We start from the raw sequence: 14,538 nt of genomic DNA, 5'->3' as shown, positions 1-14,538 counted from the left end.
AGATGGAGGGTCAAGATCAATTTCTTGCCTGAGTGAGCTTTTGGTGACCCAGATTGGCTTTATCTATAAGTTCCAGATCAAAACCTGAGGCCGTGCCAAGTTCCGGGACGGCGGGTAAATTGAAGGGATAAACAATAGCCTGATTTATTGTAGCCAGACCTCTGGTGGCACGTTGAATGATCGCATTAATACCATCGGCACTTGCCGTGCGTTCAGACCAGGGTTTCAGGCTTACAAAGGCCAACCCGTTGTTCTGACCTTGCCCGCTAAATCCAAAACCGCTGACAGTAAAGACTGATTCCACATTACTTTTTTCTTGCGTCAAGTAATAGTGGCTGACGTCTTCAAGTACTTTATTAGTTTTCACCAGCGTAGCACCCGGTGGCAACTGGGCCATGGTCAGCAAAACGCCCTGATCCTCCTCAGGTAAAAATGAGGTCGGAATGCGTAGAAACAGTAGCACCATGGCAATAATGATCAGTAAATACAGAATCATATATCGAGAAGTGACTCGCAGAATCTTGCGCGTACTGTCGCTGTAATGCTGGGTAAAACGCTCAAAGTGCTGGTTAAACAGTGTGAAAAAACGAGGTGCAGAATGGGAGGTATCATGATGCGCTGGTTTGAGCAGCGTGGCACATAATGCGGGCGTTAACGATAATGCGGTTAATAAAGAAAGCGCCATGGCGGCGACAATCGTTACCGAGAATTGCCGGTATATCTCTCCGGTTGAACCGCCGAGTAACGCCATCGGTACAAATACAGCCGACAGGACCAGTACAATTCCTACCAGCGCCCCCTGTATTTGTGACATCGATTTATGCGTAGCCTCTTTGGGGGAAAGGTGTTCCTCTGCAATCACGCGCTCAACATTTTCCACCACCACAATAGCATCATCAACGAGCAGACCAATGGCCAGGACAAGGCCAAACATTGTCAGAGTATTGATGGTAAAGCCAGCAACGGAGAGAACGGCAAATGTGCCTAGTATGACAACCGGGACTGCTATTGTTGGAATAAGTGTTGCCCGAAAATTTTGTAAGAATAAATACATAACAATGAAAACTAAAACAATGGCCTCAACCAGCGTTTTAACGACTTCTTGTATGGATATCTTAATGAAGGGCGTGGTGTCATAGGGATAGACGGTTTTGAGACCTGGCGGGAACCAGGGCGAAAGTCGGGCTATTTCCTCTTTGACTAACTTTGCGGTATCCAGGGCATTGGCACCTGTGGCCAACTTAATCGCAATCCCTGCTGCAGGGTTCCCGTTGTATTTTGCTACAGTGCCATAACTTTCAGCACCCAGTTCAATGTGAGCAACGTCGTTCAATGTAACGTGTGAGCCATCTTGTTGAACTTTCAGTAGAATATTTCCAAACTCCTGTGTGTTTTGTAATCGGGTCTGGACGATAATTGAAGCATTCAACTGCTGGTTATTTGCCTGAGGTGCACCACCTAACTGTCCTCCCGATATTTGATTATTCTGTATTTTGACTTTCTGAATGACATCCTGAGGGACAAGCTGATATTGGTTGAGTTTGACCGGATCAAGCCAAATTCGCATGGCATGCTGTGAACCAAATAGTTGAATGCTGCCCACCCCTGCGATTCTGCTAAGCGGATCTTTGATATTGGACGCAACATAGTCGGCAATATCGTACTGGTTAAGCGCCCCATCCTCTGAAATAAATGCGGCAACCAGTAAAATATTGCTGCTGGCTTTATCAACACTAATACCTTGCTGTTGTACTTGCTGCGGTAATGACGGCATCGCCAACTGTAATTTATTCTGCACCTGTACCTGAGCGATATCAGGGTTGGTCCCCGACTCGAACGTGAGGGTCAGGGTGGCATTGCCAGAGGCGTCGCTGGTTGAGGACATATACATTAATCCATCCAGACCATTCATATTCTGTTCAATAATCTGCGTCACCGAGTTTTGTACAGTCTGTGCATCGGCTCCTGGGTATGATGCGCTGATAGTTACCGCCGGTGGGGCAATGTTGGGGTATTGAGCAATGGGCAACTGAGTAATAGCAATGACGCCGCTTAGCATCATGATAATAGCAAGAACCCAGGCGAAGACCGGGCGCTCAATAAAAAAATTAGCCATAGAAAAAACTCCTGTTACCCGGCCTTACTGAGGTAAAGGGGGATTTGAATCTAAAGGGGAGGGGAGAGCATGAGCTTTAATGCCAGGCCGAATCTGTTGGAGCCCAGAAATAATGACCCTATCGCCAGGGTGCAAACCGGAAGTCACCAGCCACTTATCTCCTATTGCTTTAGTGGCAATAATTTCACGCGACTGGACAATGTTTTCCGGATCAAGAATAAGCGTTGTTGCTTTGCCGCTGGCATTGCGAGTTACCGCTTCTTGTGGAACCAACAATACATTGCGCTGGATACCCTCACTGAGCACGGCAGTGACGTACATGCCAGGTAATAGCGTGTTATCTGGATTAGGAAAAATTGCTCTGAGCGTAACAGACCCCGTTGTTTCATCCACTGTGAGGTCGGAAAACTGCAATTTCCCTGTGTGAGCATATTGCTTACCGTTATCAAACTCTAATATGGCCGTTGCCTGGCCCTGGCTTTGCTCTATTATGCCTTGCTCCATGTCTGTTTTTAGCCGGAGAAAATCATTGGCGGACTGGGTAACATCCACGTATATAGGATCAAGACGTTGAACTGTGACCAGTGCTTGCCCCTGATTGGCGGTGACAAGTGCGCCGATGGTGACAGTTGACTTGCCGCTTAATCCACTCAGCGGCGAGGTGACGCTGGCATAGTTCAGGTTGATTCTGGCGCTTTCAACCGCCGCTTTCGCCACTTGCAAGTTTGCCTGCGCTTCCTTCGCGTTAGTCTGGGCCTCGTCGTAGTCTTGTTGGCTGACATAATGTGATTTAAGCAATGACGTAAAACGATTCAACGTTAAGCGGCTGTTATCTGCTGCTGATTGAGCCTTAGCCAGACTTCCCTTCGCCCGATCCAGTTCTACCAGTAAAGGGGCCGGGTCAATCTGGTACAGCGGTTCTCCGGCATTAACCGTGCTGCCTTCTTTAAACTGACGGCTGAGAATAATCCCCCCAACCTGCGGGCGTATCTCAGCAACTTCATAAGGTACAATTCGCCCGGGTAATTTACTGGTGATATTCACGGATTCTTCTTTAAGCGTAATAATACCGACATCCGGTATCACGGTATGTGGTGGGGCATTCTTACTATCATCACACCCCACAACGAATAGAATATTAACCAGGCCAATTACCGCAAATTTTCTTTTTATCTGCATTATATCCCTCACATATACGTTACGAAGGTTTACGGTTCATCGGTACCAATAGATAATAAATGACGCAATTAAGAAGCCGGTATACACGGCGAGTAAGGAGAACAGCACGTGAACCGCGATTTCAGTACCGGCCCAAATGTAATCTTCGTTTTGCAAATGCGAAAATACCTCCTCTGAAAAAGTAGAAAATGTCGATAAACCACCACATAGCCCTGTGGTGACCATCACCTTCACTGCCGGAGAAAATGATGTTAGTCGGGTAAAAAAAACTGTAGCAAATCCAATAATGAATCCGGCAATTATATTTGAAACGAGCGTTCCGGGGGGTAATAAAGGGAATAGTGCATTCAATCGCTGGGAAATGCCCCAACGTAAAGCACTACCGACACCACCACCAACCATAATGGCAATTAAAGATGCGAGCATAAAACCTTCTTTTCTAATGGATGTTTTTGAATGTCAATCACTTGTATTCTAAAAATAAGGTGATATCTTCAGGGTAACAAGATCGCTTATTCTTCTAAGTTTTAGCTTGAGCATGATATTAAATTTTTGAATGCGCATTGTTTGCTCTGAAATGTTCAGGGACTGAGTGATTTCATTTATGTTATGTTGGTTAATTATGGAGTTGACAAGTTTAAGTTGGTTGTGCGAGAGTGCCACGTTAGGTTTTTGATATGAAATTTTTTCATCTATGATGAGGGAGAGTAAATTTAATATCTGCTCTTTTCTGCTTACGAACAGTAAAGGCGACTGGCTTTTTAATTTGCTAATGTGAAAGGGGGCCAGGATGATGATCCTTTCAACATTGATGTCATTGAGTAGCTTGACCGTAGTTTCATCAATAATATTATTATGATAAGTGTCAATAATGATTTTTACATTGTGATCAAGATCATTAAAGTTAATATCTGAAAGTTGATTGATTTTGATGGTTTTTTCCTTTTCCTGTAGGTTAAAAACACCCTGGAAAAGGAAAAAATCCTTTGTGATAATGAAAATCATAAAAATGCTCCTTTGGTGCAGATGTCTAGTTATAATGTTTGTAGAAAACAGAGTTTTAACATTGGTGATCGAGTTTGATATGTAGGGGTAATTATCCCGTGTTATGCTTAGATAATAATATAAACATAATCTATTTTTATAATTTATCCAGAGATGTACCTATATAATAATCCTAAGTAAAATTCTTAATCCTGCAAAATATATGGTTTTTTGTTTTTAGTATAAGAATAATCCTGGTATTGCAGATACTCCTTAGGTATTACTATGAGATATTATGTTTTATCTTATCCAGGATTAATTTATATAAGAGTAACTTGTTGTGTATCTGCCAGAGTATTAGGATTACTATGTCACTTGTATTGGTGACAAACTCGAGACTCCTTTACAGACTTTTGCTGGCGATGGATTCGCCAGCTTTTTTTATTCATCTTTAACAAGATAATTAACGGATGATTACTGATAATGCCCGGAAACGTGGGCCATCCAGGCATTGAATGGAGACGAGGTTATGAAGGGGGAGGTACCGAAACTTAAGGAGATAGCGTCTTTTCCACTTGCAGCGGCGGATCGTACCATCCCCAGCCAGGATACATCATACCATTCCAGTCGGCAGGCCAAACGGGTCCAATACCGTAATCAAAACCCGGTGCTGGCATAATACGTGTTTCTTCCTGCCATACCTGATACCCAAGAATATTCATTGTAACAAATGGGTAACTGGAATTACCGACCCGACCAGAACGGCTCCCGGTCAGGTTACCCAAAACGGTAACGTAGTGATTGCGGAAATTAACAGGGTCGAGAAAAGTTGAACTCCGGGCTAATAATCGTCCTTGATATGGTGTCCCGATTTCTGGTTTCGCATTATAATTAAGCGGTAGTACCGCTATTTCGAGCAACGTTTCATGCGGTTGGTTAACGACATTGATAACCAGTCCACCCAGTCGCGCTTGCTGTCCTACATAGAGATTGGGAGTTTGCTTCAGTTTTAGAAAATCTTTCTGCAGGTCTGGTTGGCCATTACCTTTAATTGATGAAGGAATGGAGGCACAACCTGATAGCAAGAGTGTCATCGCGGAGAAGGCGATATACGTCAGTTTTCCAGAGATATAAATTCTGGGCATATTATCTCCTTAAATATATTCAACGAAAAACAATAATTACATGCAATTACTTGACTCTCCTGTTTAGGGAGGGTCAAGTAATCATGGCGGTGCAGATTGGTAATGATTTATTTCTATTATGGTTTATTTATAAATATCAGCATTGATCGTTTTGTGTTCCGATTGCCCTTCAATTGAGGTAATTACATAGTATTTGCCACCCTTTTCATCCACCTTTTTGCTGAGCCCGTCATCTGTCATTGTAAAGCCGTCTTCAGTTACGCTAAGTTCTCCTGTTTTTGTATATTTGCTGGCTTGCTCTGGTGAGATTTGTTCAGCTGCATATGCTGAAAATGCTAATGTTGAACCTAACAATGCAATAATGCTGAGTTTTTTCATAAGTTTATTCTCTTATAGATTAGTGATAAGCAATAATTATGTTAGATAACTTATTTTTTAATTCAATATAAATGTTGTTCGGATTTATCAGTAGTAATTCATTATGCTAATAATTATTTGATTTGAATGTGTTTTTCTCTTGTTGAATATTTAATATAATAATCTTAATGCAGAATGATAATAGCACTTTGCAAAGTGTATTGTGTATTGCATCAATTAAATTACTGCTCTTTTGAGCATTGTTTAAGGGAACACGAGATAAACCGGATGTCTGTGCCTGTATCGAACGGATAAACGCGCAACAAGAATAAAATAATAATCTATATTATTCAGAAAGATGAAATATAAGTTTGAATTACTGTGATTGGGCAAACATTAATTCTGAGTAATATAGCCCAATAGAGGTATTCTGGTGAATATTAGGCCTAAAAACAATCACTTGTCTCATGGGGGGGTTAAAGAGAGGCTGTTTGATGCCGATAACCATGGTGAAAATATGGTTAATGGAGGGAAGTGGCATGTGGTGGGTTTATCGAATGCCGATGAAAATGAAGTTAATAATCGCGCTACAACCACTATTGCTGGCGTTGTGTTGGTTTGCAGGTTCAGGAATATTGGCGCGTATAGAAACAGAACGACAGATGGAGAATATTGCCCAACTGACAGCGCTCGCACACAGTGCCGGAAATGTGGTGCATGAACTGCAAAAAGAACGGGGAATGAGTGTCGGATTTCTGGGGGCTGCAGGGACTACGTTCAAAGATGAGTTAAACGCACAGCGGGCTTTGACCGATCGCGAGATCGAGGTATTCGTGCGCTCGTTGTCCGATACTGCATTACCGGAAGGGGATGTTGCTACCTCTGTCGCTGCGTTTAAGAAAAACATTCTTTCGCTCGCCACCATCCGGGAAAATGTCACGCAGTTGGGGCTTCCAGCCGCAGATGTGGTCAAGTTTTACACCAACGTCATTGCTGATGTGCTGAGTTTTGTCGGTAAGTTGGGGCAGTTGACGGATTCTGGCGAAATGGCAAACGCATTCGCCGCCTACTACAATCTGCTGAATTTGAAAGAACAAGCGGGTATTGAACGGGCACTGTTATCAAATATCTTTTCCTCCGGTCATTTCGCCGACGGACAGTTACATCAGCTCAGTGATGTCGTCAGTAAACAGAACGTCTGGCTGGCACAATCGTTGCGCCTGAGCTCGCCTGAACAGGCGGCCATGTTGAAAAATCGCTTACAATCTGCAGAAGCGTCAAAAGCCCTCTCATTTCGTGAAACCGCGTTTAATCATGTCGAGAACGGTGGATTTGGTGTCGATCCTACTACCTGGTTCAAAGTACAAACTCAGCGTATTGAAGTGATGCGGCAGATAGAAAATGTGACGGCGAATCTTCTGTTGGCGAATGCAGAAAAACTCGCGCAGGATGCACGAAAAAACTGGCAAATATATATGGTCGTCAGCTTGTTAGCGCTACTGGCATCATTGACCTTCGCTGGAGCCATCGCAATCAATATGCATCGACAATTCAGCGACACGCTGCGCAAGATTGCGGGGATGAATGGCGATCTGACTCAACGTCTGGCGACGCCGGGTAAAGATGAGCTTTCCTCACTTAATCGTGCCTATAACACGATGCTGGAAAGTATTCAGCATATCGTACAGGAGATTAAACAAGGCGCCGTGGTTTTGTCCGATGCCAGCAGCAGTATTACGGTGGGAAATCAGGATTTGGCTCAACGTACAGATGAACAGGCTGCATCAATAGTACAAGCCGTGGCCAGTATGGAGCAGCTATCAACTGCGATTACGCAAACAGCGGATAATGCCCGCGAAGCGGAGCATCTGACAATCAGGTTGGAAAAAGAGGTCCGACAGGCCAGTAACGTTGCCACTGCGGCGAACCAGAGTATGGGGGATATTCGCGCTTCCAGTGAGAAAATATCGAATATTGTGACCTCAATTGATGATATCTCGTTTCAGACTAACTTACTGGCGCTGAATGCGGCAGTGGAAGCTGCGCGGGCAGGAGAGATGGGCAGGGGGTTTGCGGTTGTGGCCAGTGAAGTGCGGAATCTTTCCCAGCGTTGCGCCAAAGAAGCTAACCAGATCCGCGAGCTGGTTGCGCAGAACATGGTTAAAATTAGTGAGGGCGTAGAGCGGGTCACGGCATCAGCTACCGCGCTGGAAGCGGCAGCGGACAATACCACCAGTATGAAGCAATATATTGCGGATATCGCGCGCGTGGCGACAGAACAGTCGCAAGGGGTAACCCAGATAAACCAGGCTCTGCGACCGATGGAGCAGGTTACGCAGCAAAATGCGGCGCTGGTTTCTCAGGCCGCGAGCGACAGCCAGCGGCTGGACAATCTGTCGGTCACCATGAAGGGGCTGGTCAATCGTTTTGTTGTCTGACATGACGCCGCTGTACCGATCCGGTAAACGCGCCGGATCGGTCAGTTGTCGTCATCTTAGTGTGATGGTATGAAGCAAATATTGGGCGGGTTAAGCAAAGATTCCTGACATAGCAATCTTGTCGCTGGTAAAGTGAACAACCGATACCGAGATGTGGCCAGAAGGGAATTCCGTGTGACTGAACGTATTGATTATGAGACTGAAAAATACAGCTTTACTGAGGCGACTGAGAGCTCCCGCCTTACCGGCCAGTGGGCTGATGTTATTACTGAATGTCGCGAATTGAAGGCGGGACCGCAAGAGCGTCTGCGTATTGCTTTATTGAATGTGGACTACGTGACCAGTTTTGAGTTGCCTTTCCGCCTGTTATTACTCCGTACCCCGCAACTGATTGCCAGCGTGCGTGAAGAGCTGCAGCTTAGTCAGAAAAACGTCATCTTTAACGGCAAACGCTTTGGTTGTGTTTACAGCCTGAAAGCGAGTCTCGGTGGGATACCGGATGAATTTCAGTACCGCCTGTCGCATCGAATCCGGCGCATTAGTCCTGCAGGTTCAAGCGAAGCGCCGTATCAGCAGATTGCTAAAACAGTAAAAGCACCACGCGAACGTCTGAAGCTGGCACTTGAATCAGGCCTTGATGTCACTGCGCTGGACGGGCTTTTCTGGTTTGGCAGCCAGCGTATTGCCGCTGATGTGTTGAGGCTGAGAAAAGCAGGGATGCGGATAGCTACCAAGCAGACAATGGTGTCCGACAATCTTACTGCAACAGTGAGGAATGTGCCGTTTTATCGCCTGGCTAATTAATGGATGAACATGAGAAGTATATATGGTGTCCCCTGCATACATCGAATTGGCATGGCAGGGGATTGTATGGGAAGGGAAATTTCAGAAGTGGATTTTATTTTACCCGCAATTTTACCCATCGAGGCGGCTTAAGAGTTTTTGTTTGAACTCGCAGTGTTCACTATATAGCCAGCGTGCGCGGCCGTGGATGAGTTTACTTTTTGGCAGGGTTCCGTCTTTGATACGGTCATAGATGAAGGTCTTTCCGAAACCAGTATCTGCCATGATGAATTTCAGATCAACCAGTGAATCGGGCTGTAATTGGTGTTGCATGGGTTTCATCTCCGGTTTGGAAATCGAACCTGGAATCCAGGCAAAAAGAACCCGGCACTATTGGCCGGGCAAATGGGGGGATAGCGTGGCAGTGCATTCGCACCCAATAGCCGACTCAGTGAATCAGCTATCAGTTGCGTCATTCATTCGGATGGTTAGCGATGTCGTAAAACTGCCCGTAAGTGATTTTCTGGAAGGTTTCCGGTATCTCTACTTCTCCGTGCCGCTCTTCTTTATTGTTCGGGATAGCGAATACCAGGCAATCATCACGACATGGGTGCTTACCGCCATAGGTGGATAGCATCGCGAAACCGAAGCCACGACCAGACTGTCCTCCTATGCCAGTTCGCATAATGCCGTAGTGGTTAACGATGTAGTCTTTCCACTCAGGCAAAGATTTCAGCTTTTTGTTGGCCTCTTCCATTACCGCATCGAGCTCTTTGTTGAAAGCCCGCCCCTCTTTTGTATTCCCTTTCCCTCTCCCAAGCACTACTCGCTTACCATCAAACATCTCTTCACGCTTAATGGTCATAGGGCAGGGGAATTGATAACCCTTCTCCCACACAAAACCACTCAGCAAACCGCCTCCTCCACCCCATCCGGTGGAGGTTGTCCACGCAATAGCGCCAACCTTGCCAGCCGCTTCAGGCAAAATAGCGTTACGCTGCTCTCTGATTTCGTCATACCCTGCAATGAGCGACTTCACTTCATCGCCCTCAACCACGTAGTAATCATAAAATTTGCTTTGGTCTGACATAATCTCTCCTCATGCCGACCGCATAGCGCGGAGGCGTTTTAAGTGTTCTGCTGTTTCAAGTTCGGCGCGTATCTGTGCCGCCTCGTGTGGGTCGAGGTGTTCGAAATCGTTATTAAAGCGGTCGATTGAAGCAGTGTTGATCCGGCCCTGTCGCCAGTAGCGGACCACTTCTGATGTGGTGGAATGAATAATTACGGGCCAGTTATGTTGGTCAGCGTAAATTTGACCCCGTTGAATTAGCTGGAACATTGAGTGACTCCTGCAAAAGGAGGTAGACGATTGCCACAGCGCGAAGTGGGTTGCGATGGATAACACTAATTCCAGATTCGTGGGATGCCTGCCATACCGTCTTGCCTGATGGCGTAAGCCCGATCCGGTGTTTCTTCATTACCGGGAAAAGCTCTTCAGCACGACGCAGCGGGAAATAACCGGTATTCTGTACTGTGTTGAACCAGTTCCATGACAGATTAGCGCCGGTAGTTTCATGCGGGTGAATAGTGGCGCTGTATTTTGGCTTGAGGAAATATGCCAGCCTGACGCTAACCTCCCCATCACTCAGCTTGCTGTAATCCATTACATCCTCCCAATCTTCTTACGCAATTCCATATTGCTCTGGCACTCAACGCACATCGTGCATCCCGGATACGCTTTCCGGCGCGCATCAAGTAACTTGTCGCCGCACTCAACACAGTGCGTTGCTGATACTGCTGAGTGATTGAGTCTGTGAGCCTGAATAGCATGGTCGCGCATCATCTCTTCGAGAGCGCTGGCCTGATCGATTAGTTCGGCTGTCATAGTCCAACAGCCTTACCCAGCCTCTCGCTGAGTTGATAGATGTGGTCGCGTAATTCAGTGAGTGTCTGCGCTTCGGATTCCAGAATCTCTTTGTGCATCAGTTCACGTACCAGATGCTCAAACTTGCTGTAGTAACCAAGGCGAGAAAGCACTTCCTGACCGGCATTTTTACCTTCCTTGGAAATCTTTTTCTCGTTAAGAATCAGGTCATGCGCAGACCCGGTGACGACGTACTTATCGCCAAGTTCAATTCGTAATTTTTCGCTCATAATCAGTGCTCCATGAACTGTCGGTTAATTCGGTTGAAGGTGAACGCGAGAAAATAAAAAGGCCGCATTAGCGACCTTGTGATTCGTTTGGTTAGCGTCATTCATCCTCCGTGTTATGCTTATCCCATCCATTCCGCTCAATATTCACAGACAGCCTCTTATCTCCGACCTCTTCGATACTCCGACCGGTAATCTCTGCTACTTCTGCGTTGGTGTAGCGCATGAGAATCGCTAACTCTTCCGTTGACCATTCACGCATAGTTAATCCTCTGGAGCGGGACAGTGCGTTACGCTTGCTTCTGACTGAGTAAATGGAGCGACCGGTTGCCGTGGCTATCTCTTCCTCTGAGAACCGACCAAAGAGATGAAGCTCTGCGGCAGTCCATGGTCTGCCGGTCATCTTGCTGATGAGTGGTGCGCCGATACGTGATGCCTGGCGAGTGACTGCCGATTCGGAACGCTCGAGTTTTTCTGCGATAACATGAACCGGCATTGTTCTGCCAACTTCATGCAGGAACAGATTTTCCCACGGTTGCCAAAGTTCGCTCATCGCTACCTCCATTGCTCACCGAAAGTGAAGCCGATCTCCGCCAGCGCCTCGTCCATCTTCTCGATGAACTCCGGGACCATTTCGTTGAAATCTGTCATGTACTGCGGATCCCGATCAACGATGACGTGGTGAATGCCCTCTCGCTTCATGCGCGGGTCATAGTTTGCGAAATACCAGGCATCTTTACCTGTCACCCACATGCTGTACTGCACCTGGGCCATATACGCAGACTTGATGGCTTCGAAACCGCCAAGGCGGAATTTCATGAAGTCGCGGGAGGTGAAAGGGCATTTAAGCTCAAGGCCGAACCCGTTACTGCACAGGCCGTCAGGGGAGCACGCGGTGCGCATGCTCTCGTCACGGAACAGGATCGGAGACTCCGTGACTTTCACGTCGGTGGTGAACTCGAAGAGAGTGCGGGCGTCTTCCTCATACTGCTTCCCCCAGGCCAGCGCCTTGGCGTTAACCTCTGGCGCTACGCCGGTGCATACCTCGGCGAGCAGCGTGTGGAAGTAGGACATTTTCATGTCTGTCCATTTGCTGCCAGATCGAGGCTTGGAAATGACGTTGTGAGCGTCAGAGGCAGTAATAACTCCGAGCCTTAATTTGGCCCATGCTTCATCACCTTGCTCTACGGTGGACACATCTATGCCGGTCCGGGCCAGGATAATTTCTGGTGTCATGCTGCCGCCTTAGCCCTTTTCTGAAGGAAGCCAAACCCTTTCTGCGCCTCTTCTTCAGTGAGTTCTGACGCCTCAAGAATTTGCCGTTTGAAGATGTCGCTGCACAGTGGGAGGAAGTCTTTCTCCCAGTCTTTATCCAGGGCTGTTAAGAGATCAGTGATCGCCTGAAGCGTTTCTTCGCTTGCTCCTGGTGGAAGTGCTTCTGTGGTGTTGCGCGGCGTGACGTCACGGATATCAACGTCCAGTGATTTGCCTTCCATTTCTTCGGCGGTAGGCTGCTGTCCAATCTCAGGCCATGCCTTACGTAATGCCTGGGCTTCTGCGCATTTCGCCAACTGTCCGTATGGGCGCTTTTTCCACATCGCGTTCGGCGCCGTGGTGTCGCGGCCGCCGGTGGCGTAGTTTTCAATCCAGTATTCTTTGGCGCTGAACTCGACTATCTCGCCGCTGGGCATGCGCTTGTAGACGGTGTATTTGCACCACTGAGGGAAAGTAACCTCGACACCAGAAAGCGTCTGCGTCGTGTCTGGCCCGAACTCAGGTTCGCGGGCTCCGGCATAATCGCCAGAACGGTCTGCCTGAATGCGGTAAAGCCCGATGCCCGGCATGACGACGTCGCGCCATTCACTTTTACCTGTTCTCGAGTCTTTGACGCTCATCGGCACGAGGTGGACAGGCTTCAGCAACGGATCCAGTTGGCGGGCTCGGCAGTAATCGAGCGCCATCATTACCGATTCGTCTTTGGCGCCAGGATAGATACTGTTCTTCAGCGCGCTCCAGGTAGCGACGTCGATGCCTTTTTCCTGCAGCGCGCTCGCCGTGATTGTTAATTCGTTTGCCATCGTTAATCCCCTCAAAAATTAAAACGGGCAGCCGGTACGGTGTTCCCAGTCGTATTCCGCCTGGGCGTAAGCAACTGCCGAAATGAAATCGTTGTAGGCCTTGCCAGCGTCATCGCTGCGCAGTCCTTCATATGGGCTGGAGTCAATCGGGACCGTGAAGTGGAAGAGGCCGGACGGCTCTTTCGGCATCATGTCGATAATTTGCTGCGCCCGGTCGTCGATCCACTTATCTTTCTCGTCGGTGAGTTGCTGCTCAGCCCAGCGCCGATCTTCGATGCGGTCGTAAGTGAGGTATGCGTTCATGTTTGCCTCAATATTTGATGTGCGCGTCCTGCACTTTGCCGCCAGCGATCGCCAGCACTGCTTTCTGTGCGTATTCTTCTGGGATGCCCTGAGCAATTAGATCTGCGTAGACACGACGATTGACGGTGCGGCGGTGCTCTTTGTCTGCGGCTCGGCGCGCTTCTTCTTCAGCTTTGCGCTGCTCTTCGACCAAACGGGCGGCTTCTGCCTCTTCCTGGCGGCGGCGCTCGGCGGCAACGGCTTCTTCTTTTTCGCGGCGCGCACGCTCTTCGGTTTCCTTCTTCTCGCGTTCCGCACGCTGTTCCGCTTCAATGCGCTGGCGTTCCGCCAGTTCAGCACGGGCTTTCTCTTCGGCTTCACGGCGCGCTGCGGCTTCAATCTCCGCTTTGTGCTTCGCTTCGGCATCTCGCCGGGCCTGTTCTGCCGCTTCACGTTTAATCCGCTCATCTCGTTCACGTTGAGCCTGTTCCGCCTGGCGGCGCTGCTCTTCGCGGTCACGGTCAAACTTGTCATTCATCAGCAGACCCATTTCGTGGTCTGCTTCGATCTGCGCGGCACGCTGGCGGTCTAACTCTTCGTTCATCACCAGCGCTTCGGCGTGCAGCGCGTTCATGGCTTCTTCTGCCTTAATGCGTTCCTGCTCGGCTTCCCATTCGGTGAGTGGGCGGCGCACCTCATCTTTCAGTGCATCGAGGCGCTCACGCACAATGCGGCGGCTTTCGTCGATCTGCTTCGGCAGGGCTTTAAGCTCAGCAACCAGATCCTTTCCCGCGTTGTCGATGTAGGTTTTTGACCGTGCCACCTTATGCGCCATGGATGCGATAGCGTCGCGGCCTTTACGGGTCGATACATCCGGTACCAGGCTGCGAGCTTCTTTCTCGATTTTTTCAATGATGGGATCGAGCTGCTCGTTATTGGTGAATACAGCCATTGCGCTCGATTTTTCGATAACGACTAAATCCGTTACTTCACTCATGGTCTCTCCTGAAATTTGGTTGTGCGCT

18 protein-coding genes and 1 pseudogene are annotated in these 14,538 nt (G+C 48.0%); 2 read left to right on the top strand and 17 right to left on the bottom strand.

What is annotated here, in order from left to right:
• Positions 1–19: 19 nt before the first annotated feature.
• From E6P06_RS20065 to E6P06_RS20040, 6 genes and pseudogenes are all read right to left on the bottom strand, one after another.
• A pseudogene (locus tag E6P06_RS20065) lies at positions 20–2,116 on the bottom strand (efflux RND transporter permease subunit); the annotation flags it as partial.
• A 24-nt stretch (positions 2,117–2,140) separates the two neighbouring features.
• Positions 2,141–3,295 carry an efflux RND transporter periplasmic adaptor subunit gene (locus E6P06_RS20060; RefSeq protein WP_080975634.1) on the bottom strand — a complete coding sequence of 385 codons (1,155 nt, stop codon included), beginning with the start codon at positions 3,293–3,295 and terminating at the stop codon, positions 2,141–2,143.
• Between the two features lie 36 nt (positions 3,296–3,331).
• Complete coding sequence (crcB, locus tag E6P06_RS20055; protein WP_139935635.1) at positions 3,332–3,721, bottom strand: fluoride efflux transporter CrcB; 390 nt, start codon at positions 3,719–3,721, stop codon at positions 3,332–3,334.
• Positions 3,722–3,769: 48 nt separating this feature from the next.
• Entirely contained in the window at positions 3,770–4,300 is a 531-nt protein-coding gene (locus E6P06_RS20050; RefSeq protein WP_139935634.1) for a LuxR family transcriptional regulator, read from the bottom strand.
• A 530-nt stretch (positions 4,301–4,830) separates the two neighbouring features.
• On the bottom strand, positions 4,831–5,424 hold the full coding sequence (locus tag E6P06_RS20045) for a Slp family lipoprotein (protein WP_003845054.1): 594 nt from the start codon (positions 5,422–5,424) through the stop codon (positions 4,831–4,833).
• A 123-nt stretch (positions 5,425–5,547) separates the two neighbouring features.
• Positions 5,548–5,802 (bottom strand): DUF1471 domain-containing protein, encoded by a 255-nt coding sequence (locus tag E6P06_RS20040; RefSeq protein ID WP_139935633.1) that lies wholly within the window; start codon positions 5,800–5,802, stop codon positions 5,548–5,550.
• Between the two features lie 518 nt (positions 5,803–6,320).
• On the opposite strand from E6P06_RS20040, the gene E6P06_RS20035 reads away from it, so the two are divergent.
• The gene (locus E6P06_RS20035; protein WP_139935632.1) at positions 6,321–8,219 is read left to right on the top strand and encodes a methyl-accepting chemotaxis protein; all 1,899 of its coding nucleotides are present in this window, start codon (positions 6,321–6,323) and stop codon (positions 8,217–8,219) included.
• 174 nt (positions 8,220–8,393) lie between these two features.
• Positions 8,394–9,023 carry a hypothetical protein gene (locus E6P06_RS20030; protein ID WP_003839291.1) on the top strand — a complete coding sequence of 210 codons (630 nt, stop codon included), beginning with the start codon at positions 8,394–8,396 and terminating at the stop codon, positions 9,021–9,023.
• Between the two features lie 111 nt (positions 9,024–9,134).
• On the opposite strand, the gene E6P06_RS20025 is transcribed toward E6P06_RS20030, so the two are convergent.
• The 11 genes from E6P06_RS20025 to E6P06_RS19975 form a co-directional block, all read right to left on the bottom strand.
• Positions 9,135–9,335 carry an AlpA family transcriptional regulator gene (locus tag E6P06_RS20025; RefSeq protein ID WP_023294204.1) on the bottom strand — a complete coding sequence of 67 codons (201 nt, stop codon included), beginning with the start codon at positions 9,333–9,335 and terminating at the stop codon, positions 9,135–9,137.
• A gap of 139 nt (positions 9,336–9,474) precedes the next feature.
• Complete coding sequence (locus E6P06_RS20020; RefSeq protein WP_139935631.1) at positions 9,475–10,092, bottom strand: DUF5420 family protein; 618 nt, start codon at positions 10,090–10,092, stop codon at positions 9,475–9,477.
• A gap of 9 nt (positions 10,093–10,101) precedes the next feature.
• Positions 10,102–10,341: a DUF4222 domain-containing protein gene (locus E6P06_RS20015; protein WP_139935630.1), complete on the bottom strand. Its 240-nt coding sequence runs from the start codon at positions 10,339–10,341 to the stop codon at positions 10,102–10,104.
• On the bottom strand, positions 10,304–10,666 hold the full coding sequence (locus tag E6P06_RS20010; RefSeq protein ID WP_139935629.1) for a hypothetical protein: 363 nt from the start codon (positions 10,664–10,666) through the stop codon (positions 10,304–10,306). Before E6P06_RS20010 ends, E6P06_RS20015 begins: the two co-directional genes overlap by 38 nt.
• On the bottom strand, positions 10,666–10,887 hold the full coding sequence (locus E6P06_RS20005; protein ID WP_139935628.1) for a TraR/DksA family transcriptional regulator: 222 nt from the start codon (positions 10,885–10,887) through the stop codon (positions 10,666–10,668). The genes E6P06_RS20010 and E6P06_RS20005 overlap by 1 nt, the downstream gene beginning before the upstream one ends.
• The gene (locus tag E6P06_RS20000; protein WP_071701032.1) at positions 10,884–11,156 is read right to left on the bottom strand and encodes a DUF5405 family protein; all 273 of its coding nucleotides are present in this window, start codon (positions 11,154–11,156) and stop codon (positions 10,884–10,886) included. The genes E6P06_RS20005 and E6P06_RS20000 overlap by 4 nt, the downstream gene beginning before the upstream one ends.
• Before the next feature lie 97 nt (positions 11,157–11,253).
• Positions 11,254–11,706, bottom strand: a complete 453-nt coding sequence (locus E6P06_RS28065) for a hypothetical protein (RefSeq protein ID WP_246862912.1) — start codon at positions 11,704–11,706, stop codon at positions 11,254–11,256.
• A 2-nt stretch (positions 11,707–11,708) separates the two neighbouring features.
• Positions 11,709–12,389, bottom strand: a complete 681-nt coding sequence (locus tag E6P06_RS19990; RefSeq protein WP_139935627.1) for a lambda exonuclease family protein — start codon at positions 12,387–12,389, stop codon at positions 11,709–11,711.
• Complete coding sequence (gene bet, locus E6P06_RS19985; RefSeq protein WP_139935626.1) at positions 12,386–13,231, bottom strand: phage recombination protein Bet; 846 nt, start codon at positions 13,229–13,231, stop codon at positions 12,386–12,388. Before bet ends, E6P06_RS19990 begins: the two co-directional genes overlap by 4 nt.
• 18 nt (positions 13,232–13,249) lie before the next feature.
• Complete coding sequence (gene gamL / locus E6P06_RS19980; RefSeq protein WP_139935625.1) at positions 13,250–13,534, bottom strand: host nuclease inhibitor GamL; 285 nt, start codon at positions 13,532–13,534, stop codon at positions 13,250–13,252.
• A 7-nt stretch (positions 13,535–13,541) separates the two neighbouring features.
• Positions 13,542–14,510, bottom strand: coding sequence for a hypothetical protein (locus E6P06_RS19975; protein WP_139935624.1), 969 nt, complete (start codon positions 14,508–14,510; stop codon positions 13,542–13,544).
• Positions 14,511–14,538 lie beyond the last annotated feature (28 nt).

This window comes from Citrobacter sp. CF971 (assembly GCF_006385635.1).
GTDB classification, from domain to species: Bacteria; Pseudomonadota; Gammaproteobacteria; order Enterobacterales; family Enterobacteriaceae; genus Citrobacter; species Citrobacter freundii.
The sequence above is the reverse complement of the archived record's forward strand: the minus strand, read 5'-3'. Positions and strand labels throughout refer to the sequence as shown.

Excerpts from the sequence above, each read along its gene's own strand:
- E6P06_RS20020 (WP_139935631.1), bottom strand. The coding sequence starts at position 10,092 with ATGTCAGACCAAAGCAAATTTTATGATTACTACGTGGTTGAGGGCGAT.
- E6P06_RS28065 (WP_246862912.1), bottom strand. The coding sequence starts at position 11,706 with ATGAGCGAACTTTGGCAACCGTGGGAAAATCTGTTCCTGCATGAAGTT.
- crcB (WP_139935635.1), bottom strand. The coding sequence starts at position 3,721 with ATGCTCGCATCTTTAATTGCCATTATGGTTGGTGGTGGTGTCGGTAGT.
- E6P06_RS20045 (WP_003845054.1), bottom strand. The coding sequence starts at position 5,424 with ATGCCCAGAATTTATATCTCTGGAAAACTGACGTATATCGCCTTCTCC.
- E6P06_RS19975 (WP_139935624.1), bottom strand. The coding sequence starts at position 14,510 with ATGAGTGAAGTAACGGATTTAGTCGTTATCGAAAAATCGAGCGCAATG.
- gamL (WP_139935625.1), bottom strand. The coding sequence starts at position 13,534 with ATGAACGCATACCTCACTTACGACCGCATCGAAGATCGGCGCTGGGCT.
- E6P06_RS19990 (WP_139935627.1), bottom strand. The coding sequence starts at position 12,389 with ATGACACCAGAAATTATCCTGGCCCGGACCGGCATAGATGTGTCCACC.
- E6P06_RS20035 (WP_139935632.1), top strand. The coding sequence starts at position 6,321 with ATGTGGTGGGTTTATCGAATGCCGATGAAAATGAAGTTAATAATCGCG.
- E6P06_RS20005 (WP_139935628.1), bottom strand. The coding sequence starts at position 10,887 with ATGACAGCCGAACTAATCGATCAGGCCAGCGCTCTCGAAGAGATGATG.
- E6P06_RS20000 (WP_071701032.1), bottom strand. The coding sequence starts at position 11,156 with ATGAGCGAAAAATTACGAATTGAACTTGGCGATAAGTACGTCGTCACC.
- E6P06_RS20050 (WP_139935634.1), bottom strand. The coding sequence starts at position 4,300 with ATGATTTTCATTATCACAAAGGATTTTTTCCTTTTCCAGGGTGTTTTT.
- bet (WP_139935626.1), bottom strand. The coding sequence starts at position 13,231 with ATGGCAAACGAATTAACAATCACGGCGAGCGCGCTGCAGGAAAAAGGC.
- E6P06_RS20040 (WP_139935633.1), bottom strand. The coding sequence starts at position 5,802 with ATGAAAAAACTCAGCATTATTGCATTGTTAGGTTCAACATTAGCATTT.
- E6P06_RS20025 (WP_023294204.1), bottom strand. The coding sequence starts at position 9,335 with ATGCAACACCAATTACAGCCCGATTCACTGGTTGATCTGAAATTCATC.
- E6P06_RS20060 (WP_080975634.1), bottom strand. The coding sequence starts at position 3,295 with ATGCAGATAAAAAGAAAATTTGCGGTAATTGGCCTGGTTAATATTCTA.
- E6P06_RS20015 (WP_139935630.1), bottom strand. The coding sequence starts at position 10,341 with ATGTTCCAGCTAATTCAACGGGGTCAAATTTACGCTGACCAACATAAC.
- E6P06_RS20010 (WP_139935629.1), bottom strand. The coding sequence starts at position 10,666 with ATGGATTACAGCAAGCTGAGTGATGGGGAGGTTAGCGTCAGGCTGGCA.